Origin of the sequence: Acetobacter musti (assembly GCF_011516835.1) — a bacterium.
In the GTDB taxonomy this organism is placed as follows: Bacteria; Pseudomonadota; Alphaproteobacteria; order Acetobacterales; family Acetobacteraceae; genus Acetobacter; species Acetobacter musti.
Genome location: NZ_WOTB01000005.1, coordinates 1 through 17510, shown reverse-complemented (window position 1 = coordinate 17510; position 17510 = coordinate 1). Strand labels below are relative to the sequence as shown.

The following is a 17510-nucleotide window of genomic DNA, read 5'->3' as shown; positions in this document are numbered from 1 at the left end:
TCAAACATAGCTTCGGTGATAGCGGCCTCCGAGATCGGTGAGCAGTTCGTAGCCAATGGTGCCGGCGGCGTCGGCGGCCTCTTCGAGCGTATTGTGGGGACCGATGAGGTCAAGGGGGGTACCGGGGGGAACCGGAATATCACCGAGATCGGTGATGTCGATGGCCAGAGAGTCCATCGAAACCCGACCGATAATAGGCAGGCGGATGTCCGGATGAGATGGAAGGACGGCGCAGCCCCGGTTGGAGGTGGAGCGGTGGAAACCGTCGCCGTAGCCTATGCCGAGCAGGGCGACGCGGGTCGGACGCCGGGCGACGAAGAGGGCGCCGTAGCCAACGGACTGGCCTTCCGGAATGATCCGGGTCTGGATGACGCGGGCCTGGAGGCGTACGACCGGGGTCATGGGGTTTGGCTGACCTGGTGTCGGGTTGATGCCGTAGAGAGCGGCACCAGGTCTCGCCAGATCGAAGTGCCAGTCGGGGCCGAGAAAGATGCCTGACGACGCCGAGAGGCTGCGGGGGGCTGCGGGCAACAGGGCGCTGAGATGACGGAAGGCGTCGAGCTGAGCAGTGTTAGCGGGGTGCTCGGGGGTGTCGGCGCAGGCGAGGTGGCTCATGACGAGCACGGGGTCGATCCCTGTATAGCTGTCCGGAGTTTCCGCGAGCGTCGCAATGGTGTCGGCAGTGAGGCCGAAGCGGGCCATACCGGAATCGAGCTGGATCGCCGCCGGGAGGGCTTTTCCGCGCTTTCTGGCGAGAACCCGCCATTCCTCAAGCTGTTCGGGGCTGTTGAGGACAGGAGTGAGGCCGGCTTCAAGCAGGTCTTCGGAGGTTCCGGGCGGGGGGCCATGCAGTACGAAGATGGGGACAGCACGGGAGATGGTATTACGGAGGGCGGCACCTTCGGAGAGGTGGGCGACAAAGAAGCGGCGGCATCCGGCTTCTTCGAGGACGGGAGCGACGCGGGCGGCTCCGAGGCCGTAGGCGTCGGCCTTGATGGCGGCCCCGCAGACAGTTTTAGCGCCCCCGCGTGTAACGATTTCAGTGAGGTGCCGGTAGTTGGCCGCGATGGCGCTGAGGTCGATGGTCAGGGCGCCCCCGGCCCACTGTGCTGCAACATCCATCTCTGCGTCCTGCCTCCGACTGCTTTCGCTCCGCAAGCGCCACAGTATAGCGCCCCCGGCAGGAGGCGCCACCGGTCATTTCGTGTCTGGAACGCCCTTGCTGGTGGAGTATTCGAAATGGAGAGCCTGGTCCGGATTGATGATCGGGTAGATGGCGTGGGCAGCCATGGCGGCCTCGCTGAAGCCCTGAAGGATGAGCTTCAGTTTGCCAGGATAGGTGGCGACGTCGCCAATGGCGAAGACGCCGGGAAGACTGGTCTCGCAGGTCGAGGGGGTAACGGGGATTGTGGAGCGGATCTGGTCCATGCCCCACTGGGCGACCGGGCCGAGATCGGTGGCGAGGCCGAAGAATGCCAGAAGATGATCGGCGTCGAGAAGGCGGGTGTCACCATCAAGGGTAGCGAGTTCGACGCCGGAGAGCGTTCCTTCCTTCCCTTTCAGGGATTTCAGCTGATAAGGGGTAATTTTCTCAATCTCGCCTTTGGTGACAGCTTCATCGAGCTGACGGAGGCTCTCCGGCGCGGCGCGGAATTTGTCGCGACGATGGACGAGATAAATTTTGCGGGCGACTTCGCGGAGTGAAAGCGCCCAGTCAAGAGCGGAGTCACCGCCGCCGGCGATGACGAGGGTTTTATCAGCGAAATCCGCGCGGCGGCGGACATAATACTGGACGCCGCCGGTGGCTTCAAAGGCTTCGAGGTTTTCGAGCGGCGGCCGGTTGGGACCGAAGGCTCCGGCCCCGGCGGCGATGATAACCGCTCTGGCATGGATGGTGTCGCCTTTGCTGGTGCCAAGCGTGAAGGCGCCGCGGTGACCGGTGAGTGTCTCGACACGTCGGCCGAGGAGGCGCGGAACATCGAAGGGCTCGATCTGTTCGGCGAGGTTTTCGATCAGGCGCGCACCTTCGACGGCTGGAAGCGCCGGAATGTCGTAGATGGGTTTCTCAGGGTAAAGCGCGGTGCACTGGCCACCGATATCGGCGAGGGCGTCGATGAGAATGCTGTTCAGTTTGAGCATTCCGCATTCGAAAGCAGCGAACAGGCCGGTCGGACCTGCTCCGATGATGGCGACGTCTGTTGTGATCGTTTCGCCTGCCATAGTCGCGCTGCTCCTGTCTGCTATGGGGCCGGTAGTCCGGGCCGAATGGGTTCGGAGGATATGTGCGACAGACGGGGGCGGGACGCAATGTCGGAACATTCCTGGACCGATGAGGAACTGTTGTGCGGGTTTGCAGCAGGCGAAAATTAAAGTCCTGTCCCGCGCAACGTGACCACCGTTCGGCCCTATCCATATTTCCTAAGCGCCTTCGTGAATGACTTCGCTGCAGACTTTATTCATCTCCTGAACTGACTTCTGGTCTGGCGTCCACGGAGTATATTGCGGCAATGATGACGTCGTCCCGCCGTTGGTGGCATTATACTGACATGCCCGGACTCAACGGAAAGAACTGCCATTATGAAAAGTCACGTTTTTGCGCTTGTTGCCGTCACAATACTGATGCTGGCCGGCGGACAGGCCGCTCGCGCCGCACTCCCTGTAGGGCAGGCGGCACCCTCTTTCACACTACAGGCCAGTATGGGTGGCAGAGACTTTACATATTCGCTGGCAGGCGCACTGAAAAAGGGGCCGGTCGTGCTGTATTTTTATCCGGCCGCATTTACGCCGGGCTGCACGATCGAGGCACATGATTTCGCTGACGCGATGGATCAGTTCCATGCGCTTGGCGCGAGCGTCATTGGCGTTTCGATGGACGAGATCGATAAACTGCGCCGCTTCTCCGTCAGTGAGTGCCGTAGCAAGTTCCCGGTGGCAGCGGATCCAAAGGGTGAAGTGACCGGTGAATACGATGCTAAGATGGCGAGCGGCACACATGCGAACCGCACTTCGTATGTGATTGCACCAGATGGCCGGATTCTGATGAGTTACTCCGACCGCTCACCCGACGAGCATGTGACCCGGACGCTCGCTGCGCTGCAAACATGGAAGAACGGACATACGCATTAAACGGAAATGTTCTTTTTCGATCGTGTGATCCGCACGGCTCACCAAAGCAACTTTCCCGTGGCATGCTTCGTTAATGCGCGGGCTCTTCCAGGCCGTTGCTGCCGGCCGGGTAAACGGGCTCTTTCGCATATCACGAGCGACAAACTGTCGTATGACGCCGGCGGAGCTTTTCAGAACTGTTTTCTCCTGAGACGCCGATGGTGATCGCCTCTCATTGTCATAGGACATAATAGTTCCCTGACCACGCTTTCCTGGACTTTATCCTCCATAGTGCCGGCTTGGCCACCTGATGAAGTGATCCCATGAAAAGCAGGCTGCCTGCGCATCTCAGTAAGGTCCGGCGCAGTTCTGCGCCTCGGCGTTGTTGCCACAGTGCCGGCTCTCGCCGGTGTCGCATTTCTGTGGGCCGGGGAGGTTTTCTCCTCATCAGCTGATGCAGGACGCGCTGATGAACGCATTTCGCGCCGTGGATGATCCGTAGTCTCCCGTTGCAGATCATGCTTCCGCGGAGCGCTAAATGGCGCGTGGGTATCAACAACATTCCGGTCTTTCCGGTGCGAACCGTACGAAATTTCGATGAACTGACACTGGTTTCGCAGCCGGTTTGCATTGTCCGATACTACACGGGTGTGGCTGGCCTGATTTCAGAAGCTTTCTGCACAAGTTCCGCGCGTGTTCCGAGATGATCGGCGGAGCGGAGGGACCAGGTGGCTTCCAGCTGTTCTTTCTGCTGGCCGATGATGTCTTTCGGCTCGACGTTCCGGTAGGTGCCGATCTGGCCGGTGAGGACGCCGATGGTGGTCTCGAAGACGGGTTCGGGGTCGTACTGTTCGTGGGGGAAGGCGATCTTTGCGTAATCGAACAGGCGTTTCGTGGGGTCATCCAGCCAGCTTTTCCAGGTTTCGAACATCCGGTCGTTAAAGCCGGTCAGGAACGGGCCGGGATTGATGGTGGCGACCTCGACGCTGAATTCGCGGAGTTCCTGCTGCAGGGCGGAGGCGATGGCTTCGATGGCGTGTTTGGAGGCGGAATAGGCACCGGCGAACGGGTCTGTGGTCAGGCCGGCGACGGAGGACATGAAGACGATTTTGCCTTTTCTCTTCGCGGCCATTTTTCTGGCGATGTCGCGGGTGAGCAGGGCGGGGCCGATGACGTTGACCTCGAACTGATGCCGCAGATTTCTGGCGGGGATGTCGACCATCGAGCCGCCTTCCGAGATGCCGGCGTTGTTCAGCAGGACGCCGACATCCCAGCCGGACGCCTTGTGGCGGTCGCCGGGGCAGGTGACATCGAGCTTCTCAATGCGCAGCCGGGTGTTGCGGGCGGCGGCTTCGTCCTGGAGGGATTTGACCTGTGCGGCGATTTCGACGCCGGCGATGACGCTGTGGCCCTGTTCGGCCAGACGCAGGGCGACTTCTTTGCCGAAGCCGGTGCCGGCTCCGGTGATGAGGATGGTGCCTGCTGACATGCTGTGACTCCGCGATGAGGGGCAAACGCCGTTTTGTTGTTTTTTGCGACGGCGTCGTGATTTTAACATGCGGAGAGCGTGATGGTTCAGCTGGTGAGACAACGGCACTGCGTGCGGGCAGTGCCGTGACTGTTGTGAACAGGCGTCCGTGTGTCAGCGTGGGAACGGAACTGGTGCTGTTGGTGCGGGGCGGAATGCCCCGGCCTAGGTCTCAGCGGTTCAGCAGGCTGTGGCGGCGGCTGTAGCCGAAATAGATGATTGCGCCGAGGGCGAGCCAGACGACGAGGCGGAGCCAGGTGAGGCTGTCCAGGGAGATCATGACGGTCAGGCAGGAGGCGATGCCGAGGATGGGAATGACCGGGCCGCCGGGGACGCGGAATTTGCGTTCCATGTCCGGCGTGGTGCGGCGGAGGATGAGAACGCCGGCGCAGACGATGGTGAAGGCGAGCAGGGTTCCGATGGAGGTCATGTGACCGAGTTCGGCGATGGGCAGGAAGGCGGCGAGGACGCCGGTGATGACCATGAAGAACAGGTTGGACAGCCAGGGCGTATGAAAGCGTTTGTGGGTTTTGCTGAACAGCGGCGGCAGCAGACCGTCTTTTGACATGGCGAAGAAGACGCGGCTCTGGCCGAGGAGGAGGACGAGCAGAACGGAGGTGAAGCCGGCGAGGATACCGAATTTCACGGCGAGTCTGAGCCAGGTGGCGTGGGTGCGGTCGATGGCGGTGGCGACGGGGGCGGGGTCTCCGATCATGTCCTTATAGTTCACGATGCCGGTCAGGACGAAAGAGAAGCTGACATAGGCGAGGACGCAGACGAGCAGGCTTCCGATGATGCCGATGGGCATGTCGCGCTTCGGATTCTTTGTTTCCTGGGCGGCGGTGGAGAGGGCGTCGAAGCCGATATAGGCGAAGAAGATGGTGCCGGCGGCGCGCATAACGCCGGAGAAGCCGTAATGGCCGAAGGTGCCCTCGTTGGGCGGGATGAAGGGATGGTAGTTGGCGGTGTCGATATAGGGCAGACCGAAACCGATGAAGGCGGCGATGACGGACAGTTTGATGGTGACGATGACGGCGTTGACTCTGGCGGACTCTGACGTGCCGCGAATGAGCATCAGCGAAACGAGGGCGATGATGAAGGCGGCGGGGACGTTGGCGATGCCGGTTGTGGTGGTGCCGTCGGGGAGAGGGATGGTTTCGAAGGGAGAGGCGGTGAGGCGGGCGGGGAGATGGATGCCCCATTCGGCGAGCAGGGAGGTGATGTAGCCTGACCAGCTGACCGAGACGGTGGCGGCGCCGACGGCGTATTCGAGAACGAGGTCCCAGCCGATGATCCAGGCGACGAGTTCACCCATGGCGACATAGGCGTAGGAATAGGCGCTGCCGGAGACGGGGATCATGCTGGCGAGTTCGCTGTAGCAGAGTCCGGCGAAGCCGCAGGCGATGGCGGCGATGAGGTAGGACAGGGTGACGGCGGGTCCGGCATTGTCGCCGGCAGCGATGCCGGTGAGCGAGAACAGACCGGCGCCGATGGTGGCGCCGACGCCCAGCGCGACGAGGCTGGCGGGGCCGAGGACGCGCTTCAGGCCGCTGTCATCCTCTGTGGTGACGGGTTTGAGCCGGAAGAGGGTGCTCAGGGCTGACGGGCTCGTCGGTCGGGGCATGAACGGATGGTCTCCGGCTCTTGTTCGTCTGGATGTTTGTTACGGGTGTGTGAATAGCGGCTGCCGCGGAGTTTGTCGCGGGTTTGTCGTGACTGCGCAGGTGACGGGCCGGGGGCTGCGATGGTTCCGGTTGTGGCTCTGGCTGTGGTTTTGGCGGTGGTTTTCCGGTGCCGGACGGGCTACAAGCGCGCGGATGGCAGGGGGCCTCCCGGCTGGCATAGGGAGGCTTTTCTGCATGGCTGAAGCTCGTGGACAGGGATTTTGCAAATGAGCGACACGGATCTGCATCGTTTTTTTGGGTCTTCTCTGGGTGAGGTGGATGCGGACGTCGCCTCTGCGATCGGGGACGAGCTTGTTCGGCAGCGGGATGGCATTGAGCTGATTGCCAGTGAGAACATGGTCTCCCGTGCTGTTCTTGAGGCTCAGGGCAGCGTTCTGACCAACAAATATGCCGAGGGGTATCCGGGCCGGCGCTATTATGGCGGCTGCGTGGATGTCGATAAGGTCGAGGTCCTTGCGATTGAGCGCGTGAAGCAGATCTTTGGTGCGGGGTTTGCCAATGTGCAGCCGCATTCCGGCGCGAACGCCAATCAGGCGGCGTTCATGGCGGTTGTGGCGCCGGGCGATACGGTTCTGGGTATGAGCCTGGCGGCGGGCGGGCATCTGACGCATGGCGCGGCGCCGAACTATTCCGGCAAGTGGTTCAATGCGGTTCAGTATGGCGTGCGGCGTCAGGACGGGCTGCTGGACTATGACGAGATGGAGGCTCTGGCGCGCGAGCATAAGCCGAAGCTGATCGTGGCCGGCAGCTCGGCCTATCCGCGGGTGATCGATTTCGTCCGGTTCCGGAAGGTGGCTGATGAAGTTGGCGCGAAGCTGATGGTGGACATGGCGCATTTCGCCGGTCTGGTGGCGGCGGGGCTGTATCCGAGCCCGCTGCCGTATGCGGATGTTGTGACGAGCACGACGCACAAGACGCTGCGTGGTCCGCGTGGTGGTCTGATCCTGACGAATGACGAGGCGCTGGCGAAGAAGATCAACTCGGCGGTGTTCCCTGGTCTGCAGGGTGGTCCTCTGATGCATGTGATTGCGGCGAAGGCTGTGGCGTTCGGCGAGGCGCTCCGTCCGGAGTTTGCGGACTATCAGAAGGCGGTCGCGGCGAATGCGAAGGTGCTGGGCGAGGTTCTGCTGGAGCGCGGGTTCGATCTGGTGACGGGGGGCACGGACAGCCATCTGCTGCTGGTGGATCTGCGTCCGAAGAAGGTGACCGGCAAGGCGGCCGAGAAGGCGCTCGAGCGGGCGGGCATTACGGCGAACAAGAATGCGGTGCCGTTTGATCCGGAGAAGCCGGCGGTGACGTCCGGTATTCGTCTGGGCAGCCCGGCGGCGACGGCGCGGGGGTTCAGTGAGGCGGAGTTCCGGGCTGTTGGCGAGATGATTGATGAGGTGCTGACGGCGCTGGCCGCTTCGGGCGGCGAGGGGGACGCGGCAGTGGAGAATGCGGTGCATGAGCGCGTGAAGGCGCTGTGCGCGAGGTTCCCGATCTATAAGTGAGGGGAAGGCTCCGTCTGTTTCAGGGCGGGGCTTTTTTGTGAGAATGTGAGGCCGGGTCCTGCTGGGGATCCGGCTTTTTTTGTGGTTAATCTTTTGCAACAGGAGACGGAGCGGGGTTCTGTTCTTTACCTGTTTAAGTTTAATAAACCGGAATCAAAGCGCCTGTTATTCGCAAAGTATACAAACGCTTTTTTTATGGTTTTCTGTCGGAGATACGAGCTGATCCGGTCAGCGGCCGGCTGAGCGCTTTTCAGATATTGGATGATTTAGCAAAGCAGGATCTGAAAAATATTTCGGACGTGGAATTCTGATGATGTGGCTGATGTGAATGTGGCTCAGGCACGGCAGAATTTTGCTGTATCAGGGTGTGCTCAGCAGGGAGACTTGCAGTGTGTTCTAATGCTTATAAAGAAAAAAGCCGTTACATTGAAAATACAGGCCTTGGCATGAGAGGACGACAATGTCTTATTTTGTGGGGTTGTCCGGAAGGAGTAATTCCTTCTTCAGAACAGCTCCTGGCTCCTGAAAATCATTTGTAAAATAAATGAAGATTCAGAGTTGTTCTGGCCTGCTCACAGGCCGGAGTTTTTGGTGCTACCGGCGTCTGCGGTGAATCGTTTTGCGGACATGGTGATCTGAAAAACTGGTTGCCAGGTAATGGTTTTCAACAGTGCCGGCTGTGGGGGCTGCTTCTGCGTACTGCGCGGCGGCCTGCTGGGCGGAGGGGCTATCGGCAGTCATGACCTGAGAGCCGTATTCAGGTCTTGGGTAGATGAAGCCGTATGTTGGATAGATGGAGCCGAAAGTGCCAGTTTTGCCATTCAGTTCGACGCGGACGGCGGACCAGTCATTATCCGGAGAGACATCGACGACACGCACATTGCGCGAGATGCTGTTCTGCCCCCAGTGGGACTGGTCGATCGTGATAACGCGGCTGTTGAGAGTGCCGGTGACGATTGCGACGTGTCCCAGTGGCATGCGCCGGATTGGGCGAAAGTTAAGGACGCTTCCGGATTCAGGTGCCTGACCTCTCGCATAGCGACCGGCAGCGTTGCTCCACCAGTCACGGGCGTTTCCAGGCAGAGCGATATCTGATTCAGCTTTGGCGAATGCTACACACTGAATGACATGTCCTGACGAAGGACGATAGCTGTGCCAGTTACTGTGTGCAGCAGCAAAACGAATGCTTCTGACACCAGAGCGGTGATGGAGGTGGGCTCTTGTGTGAGCAGAAGCAGTTGATGGTTTGGCGGCACTGAAGACGGAAGCGATTGCGACGGCAGTTAAACTTAACTGTTTAAACCCAAGTCCGCCCAGCCGCATGTCGCAGTGCCTCATCTCTTTGAATTTCCTGATCTGCGTAGCAAGCGCAATGCTGATCTGACAAGGCCCTGGGGCTGAGCTTTCTGAAGGTTTTGCAGATAGTCGCTGGCAAAAAGTATCGCCAGTAATTTTAGGAAATAAATCCTATCATAGAGAAGCAATATGGACGTGATTTTACGTGGCGATCTGCCGCCTGGCGTATGGGGCATTGCTGCCTGGAATAGGAGATTCGGTCTGGATGGAGAGGATATAAATGAGTATTTGCCGGACGCCACTGATCCTGTTCCGGCTGTAAGCATCGCGGTTCTGTCTGAAGTGTTTGCCTGCCAGACTGGCTACTCTGGCACGGTCCGAAGTGCGGAAGCACTGTCCGGATTCGTAACGATCAGAGAAGCCGGTACCGGCAATCAGGAGTGTATGACGAGTCTGAGTATCGTCGCGACTACTGCGAGACTTGCTACACCGGCGAACCAGAGGCCTGCGAACCAGGCAAGTTTGACCGGGAGAGATTTTTCGATTGCCTGGTTCACAGTTCTTCTTTGCATGATGATGGGTCTCGTGGTGGTTCTTTAGTCAGTGATAGCTTTCACTGTGCTCGTTCACCGTGCCGCGGAACACGTGATAGGCGAAGGCGGTGTAGCTGAGGATCAGAGGCAGGAGGACGGCGGCGCCGACCAGCAGGAAAGTCTGGCTGGCGGGAGGAGCCGAAGCCTGCCAGATCGTCATCGAAGGTGGCACGATATAAGGCCAGATATTGATGCCGAGGCCGCTGAAGGCGAGGAAGAACCAGCCGAGCGCGCAGAAGAACGGAATACGACGCGAGGTTTTTCCGCGCAGGGCCTGGAACATGACGAGAGCCAGTGTGATGACCGCGACGGGGACCGGAGCGACGTAGAGGATGCGGGGCCAGGTGGTCCAGTTCTGCATGTAGGTGGCGTGCAGGGCCGGGGTCCAGACGGAGACGGCGGCGATCATGCCGAGCATAGCGAGGGACAGGAAGCCGGCCCATCTGCGCATGGTGGCCTGAAGATCGCTTTCGGTGCGCCAGATCAGCCAGGTTGCGCCGAGCAGGGCATAGCCGCAGGCGACGGCGAGGCCGCAGAAGAGGGGGAAGGGAGCGAGCCAGTCGAAACTGCTGCCGGCGAAAGCGTTGTTTTCGATTTTGATGCCTGAGATGAGGGTTCCGAGAATGATCCCCTGCATGAAGGTGGCGACGAAGGAACCAAGGCAAAAGCCGATATCCCAGAGGTTTCTGGTCTGCTCGGTGTGCATCCGGGAGCGGAATTCAAAGCCGACGCCGCGCAGGATGAGCGCGAACAGCATGATGAGCACCGGCAGGTAGAGCGCGGGCAGGATGGTGGCGTAGGCGTTGGGGAAGACGCCATAGAGCGCGGCGCCGCCGAAGATCATCCAGGTTTCGTTGCCGTCCCAGACCGGGGCGACGGTCTGGATCATGATGTTGCGATGTTTCTTGTCGGGCTCGGCCAGGAAGAGCATGCCGAGACCGAGGTCGAAACCGTCGAGGACGATATAGATAAAGATGGCGGCGGCGGCGAGGACGGCCCAGACGATGGGGAGCCAGTAAGCCGCGCCGGTGAGGCCGGTTGTCGCGAGATCCATCGGTTATTCTCCTGAACCGGTGTGACCGGCGGCTGCGGTGTCTGAAACGGCGGACGCCATGGAGGCGGCGCGTTGCGGATGATGGGCGTCAGGGCCGGTTTCGCCCTGATGCGGTTCCTCGGCGAAGCCGCGCAGGAGGATGCCGATGCCGGAGGCGAAGACGATGAAGTAAACGGCGACGAAGGCGGCGAGGGTGAAGCCGATGCTGGCGCCGGGAACGGGAGAGACGCTGTCGGTGGTGCGGAGCAGGCCATAGACCGTGAAGGGCTGCCGGCCGACTTCGGTGGTGACCCAGCCGCAGAGCAGGGCGATGAAGCCTGCCGGGGTCAGGAACAGGGCTGCGCGAAGAAGCAGTGGGTTTGTCCAGAGGGCGCCTTTCCGGCGCAGCCAGAGCGAGAAGAGGCCGGTTGCCGCCATGAGAACACCGAGCAGGATCATGATGCGGAAGCTGAAGAACACCACGTAGGACGGTGCGCGCTGGTCTTTCGGGTAGTCTTTAAGGCCCGGGACCTTGCCGCTGAGACTGTGGGTGAGGATCAGCGATCCCACGTAGGGAATGGCAATTTTGTAGTTCGTGACCTCATTTTCCATGTCCGGGATGCCAAAGAGCAGTTCCGGGGCATAACCTTCTGAATTCCAGTCGCCTTCCATCGCGGCGATTTTGGCAGGCTGATATTTCAGCGTGTTCAGACCGTGTGCGTCACCGGCGAGGATCTGCAACGGGCCAACGATGGCGGCCATCCACATGGCCATGGAGAACATGACTTTGACCGCTTCTGTCGGCTGGTTTCCGCTGCGTTTCGCGCGGAGCAGATGCCATGCGCCGACGCCGCCGACGACGAAGGCGACAGACAGGAAGGCGGCGAGCGCCATATGGGTGAGGCGGAAGGGGAAGGAAGGGTTGAAGACGATGGCCCACCAGTTCTCCGGGATGAAGCGCCCGGTTCCGGGTTCGATGGCATAGCCGCGCGGGGTCTGCATCCAGGAGTTGGAGGACAGAATCCAGCTCATGGAGATGAGAGTGCCGAGGGAGACGACGCAGGTAGCGAAGAAATGCAGTTTCTTCCCGACCTTGTTCATGCCGAACAGCATGATTCCCAAGAAGCCGGCCTCCAGGAAGAAGGCGGTCATGACCTCATAGCCGAGGAGGGGGCCGAGAATGGGACCGGCTTTCTGGGAGAACTGCGCCCAGTTGGTGCCGAACTCGTAGGACATGACGAGACCGGAGACGACGCCCATGCCGAAGACGATGGAGAATGCGCGGAGCCAGTACTGAAACAGGTCGAGATAGACCTGTTTGTCTGTCTTCAGCCACAATCCTTCGAGGACGGCGAGGAAGGCGGCCAGCCCGATGGAGAAGGCGGGAAAGACGATGTGGAATCCGACTGTAAAGGCGAATTGCAGTCGTGCCAGGAAGAGGGCGTCGGCTCCGGTCACGGGATTACTCCGGTTAGAGAAAACGGGGATATGTGTGGTTTTTTTTGGTCTTATCATGTATATATTCAGCGAATATTTATTATTCAGAACGTTATTTCTGATGGTATGTAAGAAGTAACGCAGAATGAACTCGGGATTCATTTGTAATCTTCGAAAGAAACTAGGCTTCCATCGGAATTATGACAAACTGTTTCTTTTTATCGCATCATAAGTCTGATTTATGATGCGCGCATACACATGGCTGAACACAACTGTGTATGGAGGGATTCTTACGGGTTGTTAGTAAAGGCAACGCCGCGGGTTGGACGGGGGATGCATCACGAAGTGTTTCAGGGACATGAAGTGATCCTTTTAATTAATGAAATTCATTAATTATGAAATTATTATAATACGTACTATTTAAATGTGAAGACGTAAAGGCGTCTCCATAGGAAATCCCATTTGTTCTGTTTGCGTTTTGAAAAAAGAGGCCAGAGCGCTTTGTATCGGAATGATACATTTGCTGATTTGCTTCGATAAACTTTTTTCTTTTCTGTGATGCCAAAGTCACAGTTCGGGGCGTAAAATGCTGGATATGCGCGGATGGGGGGCGAGGTCGGATCTGGCGTCTGTGCCGTATCGGGGTTTTTCGTCGGCGGTCTGCCTGATGGTGCCGCTTCTTCTGGCTGGTGGTCCTGCGGCGCGCGGAGAGGAGGGCGGCTATTTCATGCCGCCGTCGCAGTCGGATGGGCGAAAGAGCGGCGGGATCGATGCCGGGACGAAGAGGGGCCAGACGACAGCCGGTGTGAAGCCTGACGGGGCAGCGCAGGCGGCGAACAGGGTGAATGCGCAGATTGCAGCGGATCAGTATTATGTCACTGCGCCACGGCTGGATCTGAGTGCGAAATTTGATTCGCACGATTTCTCTCATGTGGGGCCGTTCGCTGTGGAGCACTCGGATGCGAGTCCGTCGCTGCTAGAGCATGGCAGGACGGTGACGCTGGCTTATCCGGTGAAGGGCGTGAAAGGTATGGATCTGACGATCAATACGTTTGCCGGACATCGCGAAACGAATACCGGCAGCAATGTAGGATCGACGGCGGTGACGGCGGGTGTGCGGTTTAAGTGGTAGGGTGTTCTTCCTGAGATGCTGCCAGAGAGGCGGGATCAGGGAACAGTGAGACCGAGATTGTCGCGCAGGGTTGTGCCGGTAAAGCTGCTGCGGATCAGTCCCCGCTCTCTGAGGAGGGGCAGCACTTCATTGATGAGACGCCGGAACTGAGAGGGATGTTCGAGATAGATATTCAGGGCATCGAATGCGCCTTCTTCGAACCAGTGCGTGATTTCGTCGGCGACGGTGAGGGCCGAGCCGATGAAGGGGGTGCCTTTGCCAACGGCGGCCTTGTTGCCTTTCTGTGTACGTTCGATCACCTGCCGGAGTGTGAGGTTCTCCGCGAGGGCCTGTTCGGTGATCTTTTTTGCGCCGGTGTACCAGCTTCGCTCCGCAAATTTCAGAACGCCAGTCGGGAAAGGCGCGTCGGGATCATAGCGTGTGAAATCGTGCCAGCCGAACAGACGGCCGAACTCCCCGAGCGCCTGTTCGAAGCTGTGGTCGGTTTCGTCGTAATGACCTGCGATGTCGCGCGCTTCAGCGTCTGTATCGCCAATGACGAATTTGATGCCGGGAGCGATCAGCAGACTGTCGGGATCGCGGCCTGCACGTGCAGCGCGAGAGCGTAAATCCTGTCGAAATTCTCTGGTATTTTCGAGTGTCGTGGCATGGGTGAAGATAGCGTCGGCATATTGTGCTCCCAGATTCCGGCCTGGTTCTGAATCGCCGGCCTGGAAAATGACGGGTTCGCCTTGCGGCGACCGTTCGATGTTCAGGGGGCCGGTAACGCTGAAATATTTTCCTTTATGACCAAGCGTGCGCAACTTTGAAGCATCAAGAAATTTCTTCCGGACGCGGTCACGCGGAAGAGCGCCCTCTTCGTAGGAACGCCAGAGACCGCGAATGACCTCGATGCTTTCGGCGGCGCGGGCGTGACGTGTTTCGTAATCGTAATGCTCTTCGAGGCTGAAATTGCCTGCGGTTCCGGCGTCCCCGGTGGTGACGACATTCCATCCGGCCCGTCCATGACTGATGAGATCGAGAGAGGCGAGACGACGGGCGATATTGAACGGGTCATTATATGAAGTGCTGAGCGTGCCGGCGAGACCGATATGATGGGTGACGACGGCGAGAGCGGAGAGCAGGGTGAGTGGTTCCAGGCGGCTGAGATAGTGAGGCGGAGACTGCGGGGTGATGAACTGGCTGTCGACGATGAAGATCCAGTCGAACTTTGCCGCTTCGGCCTGTTTCGCGATATCAATGTACCAGTCGATGTTCACGCTGGCGTCTGGTGGAATCTCCGGATCGAGCCAGCGGTTATAGGCACCCGGACCGCCGACACCGGTGGGTATGACGCCAAGTCTGATCTGTTTCTTTGTCATGATCTGTTCTTTCTCCGGGATGCTCGGGCTTTCGGATATCGTTATCCGATAAGCGGGATCGTGCTCATGTCGCTGCCAGGGGCGAGGATACCGGCGGCAGTGTATCGGGTTGCTATGGCTTCAAGTGCGGCGATATCGGACTGACTGGCGGCTCTGACAGAAAAATTCCTGTTCCTGAGAACCTGAGAGACGATATCGTCTGGCATATTCTGCCACTGTCGGGAGAGGATCTTCGCAGCCTCTTCCCTGTTGCCTGTGATCCAGGTGGCGGCGTCCCGCAGGCCGGCGCGGATGAGCGGGATGGTTTGCGGATTGTCCCGGACGAAGTTGCGGTCGGCCATGTAATAGCGGTTGTAGTGCATGCCGGCGGCGGCGCCATCTGTCAGAACGGAGGCTTCGGGCAGGGCGCGCCCGAAGGTGAGGAACGGATCGAATGTCGCCCAGGCATCGACGGAACCGTTTCGGAACGCCTGGAGGCATCCGGGTTCCGGAAGAAAGACCGTGTGAATATCAGAAAGTTTCAGTCCCGTTTGCTGCAGGGAGAGGATGAGGAGATCAAGGGCGCTCCCGGACTTCGCGACGGCGACGGAGTGGCCGGCCAGGGCCGCGAGAGAGGTTATGTTCCTGTCTTTGCGGGTCAGGATGCCCAGGGCATGGGGGCTGGGGCCTTCCGCGGCGTAGAGCGCCAGATCGGGAAAGAACCGGTGGATGAAGGTGGGAACGGCCTCGGCTACGTCGCTGAGGAAGTCCACCTGTCCCATTTCGGCGGGAGAATGTCCAAGTGTGCTCCAGACGATTTCAAAACCGGAATCGTGCAGAGAAGGAACGAGAAGATTCCGTGACCGGGCGATCTGGAACAAAATAGATGATTCCTGCGCGCTGATGCGCAGCGTGTGCGACGGCGCGGCGCAAAGAGGAGACGTGACCGTTGCCAGGAGGGTTGCGACACCTCCTGCCAGAATCTGCCGCCTGCCGCGAGTGATTGCTTTTCCGGACGTCGTCATGAGATTTCGTCCCTTGTTCTAAAAGGAAAATCCGACACGGGTGTAGTAATAAGACCCGGAGATAGGGATACCGGACGAGGAGGTGTCATAGATTGAATTGCCTTCATAACGGAGGATGAGCGGGAGTTTGCGGGGGCGAACATTGAAAAGATTGTTGATGCCGAGAGTGGCGTGCAGGCGGTGAGACAGAAAGTGGCGCGTGATTTCCAGGTCAGTCATCCAGCATGGTTTGTTTTCAAACTGCGCGAACTGTTCAATGGAATAACGGATGTCCGCCGGGGCGGCGATCTGGTAGGTCATATTCCCGGTGGTCTGGCCGTAACGGGTCTGGCGGACGTTCACATCCCATTCGCCGATGGTCCAGCGGGCATTGAGGATGATCTTGCTGCGGGGCATGGAGGTTGTCAGCCAGCCGATGGCCTGGGCGTTCAGGAGGGGCTGTCCGTTTGTATCATTCGAGAGGTGATGCAGGCGGGTTCGGTTAAGATCGATTCCGGCGGACCAGTCGACCCGCCCGAAACGGCCGAAACGAGTGGTGTAGTCGATGTTGATGTCGACGCCCTGTGTCCGGGTGCTGGCACCGTTTGAAAAGTAATTGGCGGTGACATCGGCCGGATCGAGACCGGAAGGCAGGGCGATCCCGGTCAGCCCGATGGCCTGTTCGGCTATGGCGCCGCTGTAGTTGCCACCGCCGACAATGCGGTCGCGGATATTGATCTGATAGACGTCTGCGGTGACATGCAGGAGCGGGAACGGTTCGAAGACAACGCCGGCACTGACATTGGTTGAACGCTCCGGTTTGAGTGCGCTGGCGCCAAGGAGGCGGGCAGCTTCTGAATCGACGGCGAGGCTTCCGGCGGCCCCGGTAGGGGTGACGCTGAGGCTGCTGAAATGCTGTTCAGCAAGAGTAGGAGCGCGGAAACCATTACTGATGGTGGCGCGGAAGGCGAGACGCCTCGAAACTTCGTAACGGGCAGATATCTTGCCACTCTCGGAATTTCCGAAATCTGTATAATGTTCGAAGCGACCGGCAAAATCGAGATCAAGCCTTCTGACCGGTGAGATATCGACGTCGATATAGCCGGCCCAGACGTCGCGGCTCCAGTTTCCGGCAGACTGGGGAGTAAGACCCGGCGCACCCTGCAGGCCACCAAGCTGCCAGGTGGGGGCGTTCCCCGATGTGATCGTATAGGTTTCCAGGCGGTGTTCGGCACCAAAGGCGAGTTTGAGGGGGCGTGTCAGGACGCTGAAGGAGCGGGTAACGTCGAAATTATTGGTCCATTGTGCGTTTCTGTAGGCTTCCGTGAAACCTTTCGTTGGTGTGTATCCGTACGTGGCGTAATAACTGAGATTTGCTGAGTTAATCGTTGAAAGTCTGCTTTCGTCGGCACCATAGGTCGTACTCAGATCCCAGTGGAAACCCCCGAAGAGATTATCGCCGGTGAGGCCGAGGGTTGCGGCATAATCGTTTTCCTCGTTCACGACGGATGGGTTGAATCCGTAGGGATAGACTTCCGGCAGGACGGAGGCGATGCGGTTTGTCATGTAATTCTGAATGTGCCGATGCATGTAAGTAATATTAAGATATGATCTGATATTTTCGGTGATGTCGCGCCCTGCTTCGATAGCAAGAGATTCCCGTGTTTCTTCGGGGAGGCTGAAATTGTAGTCCTGCGGACGGTAATCCCGTGAGCCGGTTACGTAATGATCAGCGTGATACATCTGGCCGCTGAGTGTCTGACCGAAAATGAGTTGAGTGATTTCAGCGGGTTATGATTCATGGGTTTGCGATAACCTGATGAGATCAAGATGGCCTGGACTGAAATCACCCGAGCGCAGTATC

The 17510-nt window shown here is 59.0% G+C and carries 14 protein-coding genes; 4 read left to right on the top strand and 10 right to left on the bottom strand.

The window, feature by feature from the left end:
• Together alr and GOB93_RS05115 are read right to left on the bottom strand one after the other, a co-directional pair.
• Positions 1–1122 (bottom strand): alanine racemase, encoded by a 1122-nt coding sequence (gene alr / locus GOB93_RS05120; protein WP_173582425.1) that lies wholly within the window; start codon positions 1120–1122, stop codon positions 1–3.
• Positions 1123–1197: 75 nt separating this feature from the next.
• A complete protein-coding gene (locus GOB93_RS05115) occupies positions 1198–2220 on the bottom strand; it encodes an NAD(P)/FAD-dependent oxidoreductase (protein WP_173582424.1) in 1023 nt (340 codons plus the stop codon).
• Between the two features lie 399 nt (positions 2221–2619).
• On the opposite strand from GOB93_RS05115, the gene GOB93_RS05110 reads away from it, so the two are divergent.
• Complete coding sequence (locus GOB93_RS05110; protein WP_242010563.1) at positions 2620–3126, top strand: peroxiredoxin; 507 nt, start codon at positions 2620–2622, stop codon at positions 3124–3126.
• Positions 3127–3745: 619 nt separating this feature from the next.
• On the opposite strand, the gene GOB93_RS05105 is transcribed toward GOB93_RS05110, so the two are convergent.
• Positions 3746–4594, bottom strand: coding sequence for an SDR family oxidoreductase (locus GOB93_RS05105; protein ID WP_173582422.1), 849 nt, complete (start codon positions 4592–4594; stop codon positions 3746–3748).
• A 211-nt stretch (positions 4595–4805) separates the two neighbouring features.
• Complete coding sequence (locus GOB93_RS05100; protein ID WP_173582421.1) at positions 4806–6257, bottom strand: APC family permease; 1452 nt, start codon at positions 6255–6257, stop codon at positions 4806–4808.
• Positions 6258–6524: 267 nt separating this feature from the next.
• On the opposite strand from GOB93_RS05100, the gene glyA reads away from it, so the two are divergent.
• Positions 6525–7811: a serine hydroxymethyltransferase gene (glyA, locus tag GOB93_RS05095; RefSeq protein WP_173582420.1), complete on the top strand. Its 1287-nt coding sequence runs from the start codon at positions 6525–6527 to the stop codon at positions 7809–7811.
• A gap of 594 nt (positions 7812–8405) precedes the next feature.
• Here glyA and GOB93_RS05090 read toward each other — a convergent pair.
• The gene (locus GOB93_RS05090) at positions 8406–9134 is read right to left on the bottom strand and encodes a CHAP domain-containing protein (RefSeq protein WP_173582573.1); all 729 of its coding nucleotides are present in this window, start codon (positions 9132–9134) and stop codon (positions 8406–8408) included.
• A 162-nt stretch (positions 9135–9296) separates the two neighbouring features.
• Here GOB93_RS05090 and GOB93_RS22370 point away from each other — a divergent pair, with 162 nt between their 5' ends.
• Entirely contained in the window at positions 9297–9707 is a 411-nt protein-coding gene (locus GOB93_RS22370) for a hypothetical protein (RefSeq protein ID WP_456304260.1), read from the top strand.
• On the opposite strand, the gene cydB is transcribed toward GOB93_RS22370, so the two are convergent.
• Positions 9708–10754, bottom strand: coding sequence for a cytochrome d ubiquinol oxidase subunit II (gene cydB / locus GOB93_RS05080; RefSeq protein ID WP_173582418.1), 1047 nt, complete (start codon positions 10752–10754; stop codon positions 9708–9710).
• A 3-nt stretch (positions 10755–10757) separates the two neighbouring features.
• On the bottom strand, positions 10758–12191 hold the full coding sequence (locus tag GOB93_RS05075) for a cytochrome ubiquinol oxidase subunit I (RefSeq protein ID WP_338422297.1): 1434 nt from the start codon (positions 12189–12191) through the stop codon (positions 10758–10760).
• 565 nt (positions 12192–12756) lie between these two features.
• Between GOB93_RS05075 and GOB93_RS05070 the strand changes: the two genes are divergently transcribed.
• A complete protein-coding gene (locus tag GOB93_RS05070; RefSeq protein ID WP_173582413.1) occupies positions 12757–13302 on the top strand; it encodes a hypothetical protein in 546 nt (181 codons plus the stop codon).
• A 35-nt stretch (positions 13303–13337) separates the two neighbouring features.
• On the opposite strand, the gene GOB93_RS05065 is transcribed toward GOB93_RS05070, so the two are convergent.
• The 3 genes from GOB93_RS05065 to GOB93_RS05055 are packed head-to-tail and all read right to left on the bottom strand — an operon-like array spanning position 13338 to position 17389.
• Complete coding sequence (locus tag GOB93_RS05065) at positions 13338–14663, bottom strand: NtaA/DmoA family FMN-dependent monooxygenase (RefSeq protein WP_173582416.1); 1326 nt, start codon at positions 14661–14663, stop codon at positions 13338–13340.
• Positions 14664–14704: 41 nt separating this feature from the next.
• Entirely contained in the window at positions 14705–15667 is a 963-nt protein-coding gene (locus GOB93_RS05060) for an ABC transporter substrate-binding protein (RefSeq protein WP_173582415.1), read from the bottom strand.
• 18 nt (positions 15668–15685) lie between these two features.
• Positions 15686–17389 carry a TonB-dependent receptor plug domain-containing protein gene (locus GOB93_RS05055; protein ID WP_173582414.1) on the bottom strand — a complete coding sequence of 568 codons (1704 nt, stop codon included), beginning with the start codon at positions 17387–17389 and terminating at the stop codon, positions 15686–15688.
• Positions 17390–17510 lie beyond the last annotated feature (121 nt).

What these genes read in the sequence shown, in the direction of transcription:
- GOB93_RS05055 (WP_173582414.1), bottom strand. Translation starts at nt 17,389, where the DNA reads ATGTATCACGCTGATCATTACGTAACCGGCTCACGGGATTACCGTCCG.
- GOB93_RS05070 (WP_173582413.1), top strand. Translation starts at nt 12,757, where the DNA reads ATGCTGGATATGCGCGGATGGGGGGCGAGGTCGGATCTGGCGTCTGTG.
- glyA (WP_173582420.1), top strand. Translation starts at nt 6,525, where the DNA reads ATGAGCGACACGGATCTGCATCGTTTTTTTGGGTCTTCTCTGGGTGAG.
- GOB93_RS22370 (WP_456304260.1), top strand. Translation starts at nt 9,297, where the DNA reads ATGGACGTGATTTTACGTGGCGATCTGCCGCCTGGCGTATGGGGCATT.
- alr (WP_173582425.1), bottom strand. Translation starts at nt 1,122, where the DNA reads ATGGATGTTGCAGCACAGTGGGCCGGGGGCGCCCTGACCATCGACCTC.
- GOB93_RS05060 (WP_173582415.1), bottom strand. Translation starts at nt 15,667, where the DNA reads ATGACGACGTCCGGAAAAGCAATCACTCGCGGCAGGCGGCAGATTCTG.
- GOB93_RS05105 (WP_173582422.1), bottom strand. Translation starts at nt 4,594, where the DNA reads ATGTCAGCAGGCACCATCCTCATCACCGGAGCCGGCACCGGCTTCGGC.
- GOB93_RS05110 (WP_242010563.1), top strand. Translation starts at nt 2,620, where the DNA reads ATGCTGGCCGGCGGACAGGCCGCTCGCGCCGCACTCCCTGTAGGGCAG.
- cydB (WP_173582418.1), bottom strand. Translation starts at nt 10,754, where the DNA reads ATGGATCTCGCGACAACCGGCCTCACCGGCGCGGCTTACTGGCTCCCC.
- GOB93_RS05115 (WP_173582424.1), bottom strand. Translation starts at nt 2,220, where the DNA reads ATGGCAGGCGAAACGATCACAACAGACGTCGCCATCATCGGAGCAGGT.
- GOB93_RS05100 (WP_173582421.1), bottom strand. Translation starts at nt 6,257, where the DNA reads ATGCCCCGACCGACGAGCCCGTCAGCCCTGAGCACCCTCTTCCGGCTC.
- GOB93_RS05090 (WP_173582573.1), bottom strand. Translation starts at nt 9,134, where the DNA reads ATGCGGCTGGGCGGACTTGGGTTTAAACAGTTAAGTTTAACTGCCGTC.
- GOB93_RS05065 (WP_173582416.1), bottom strand. Translation starts at nt 14,663, where the DNA reads ATGACAAAGAAACAGATCAGACTTGGCGTCATACCCACCGGTGTCGGC.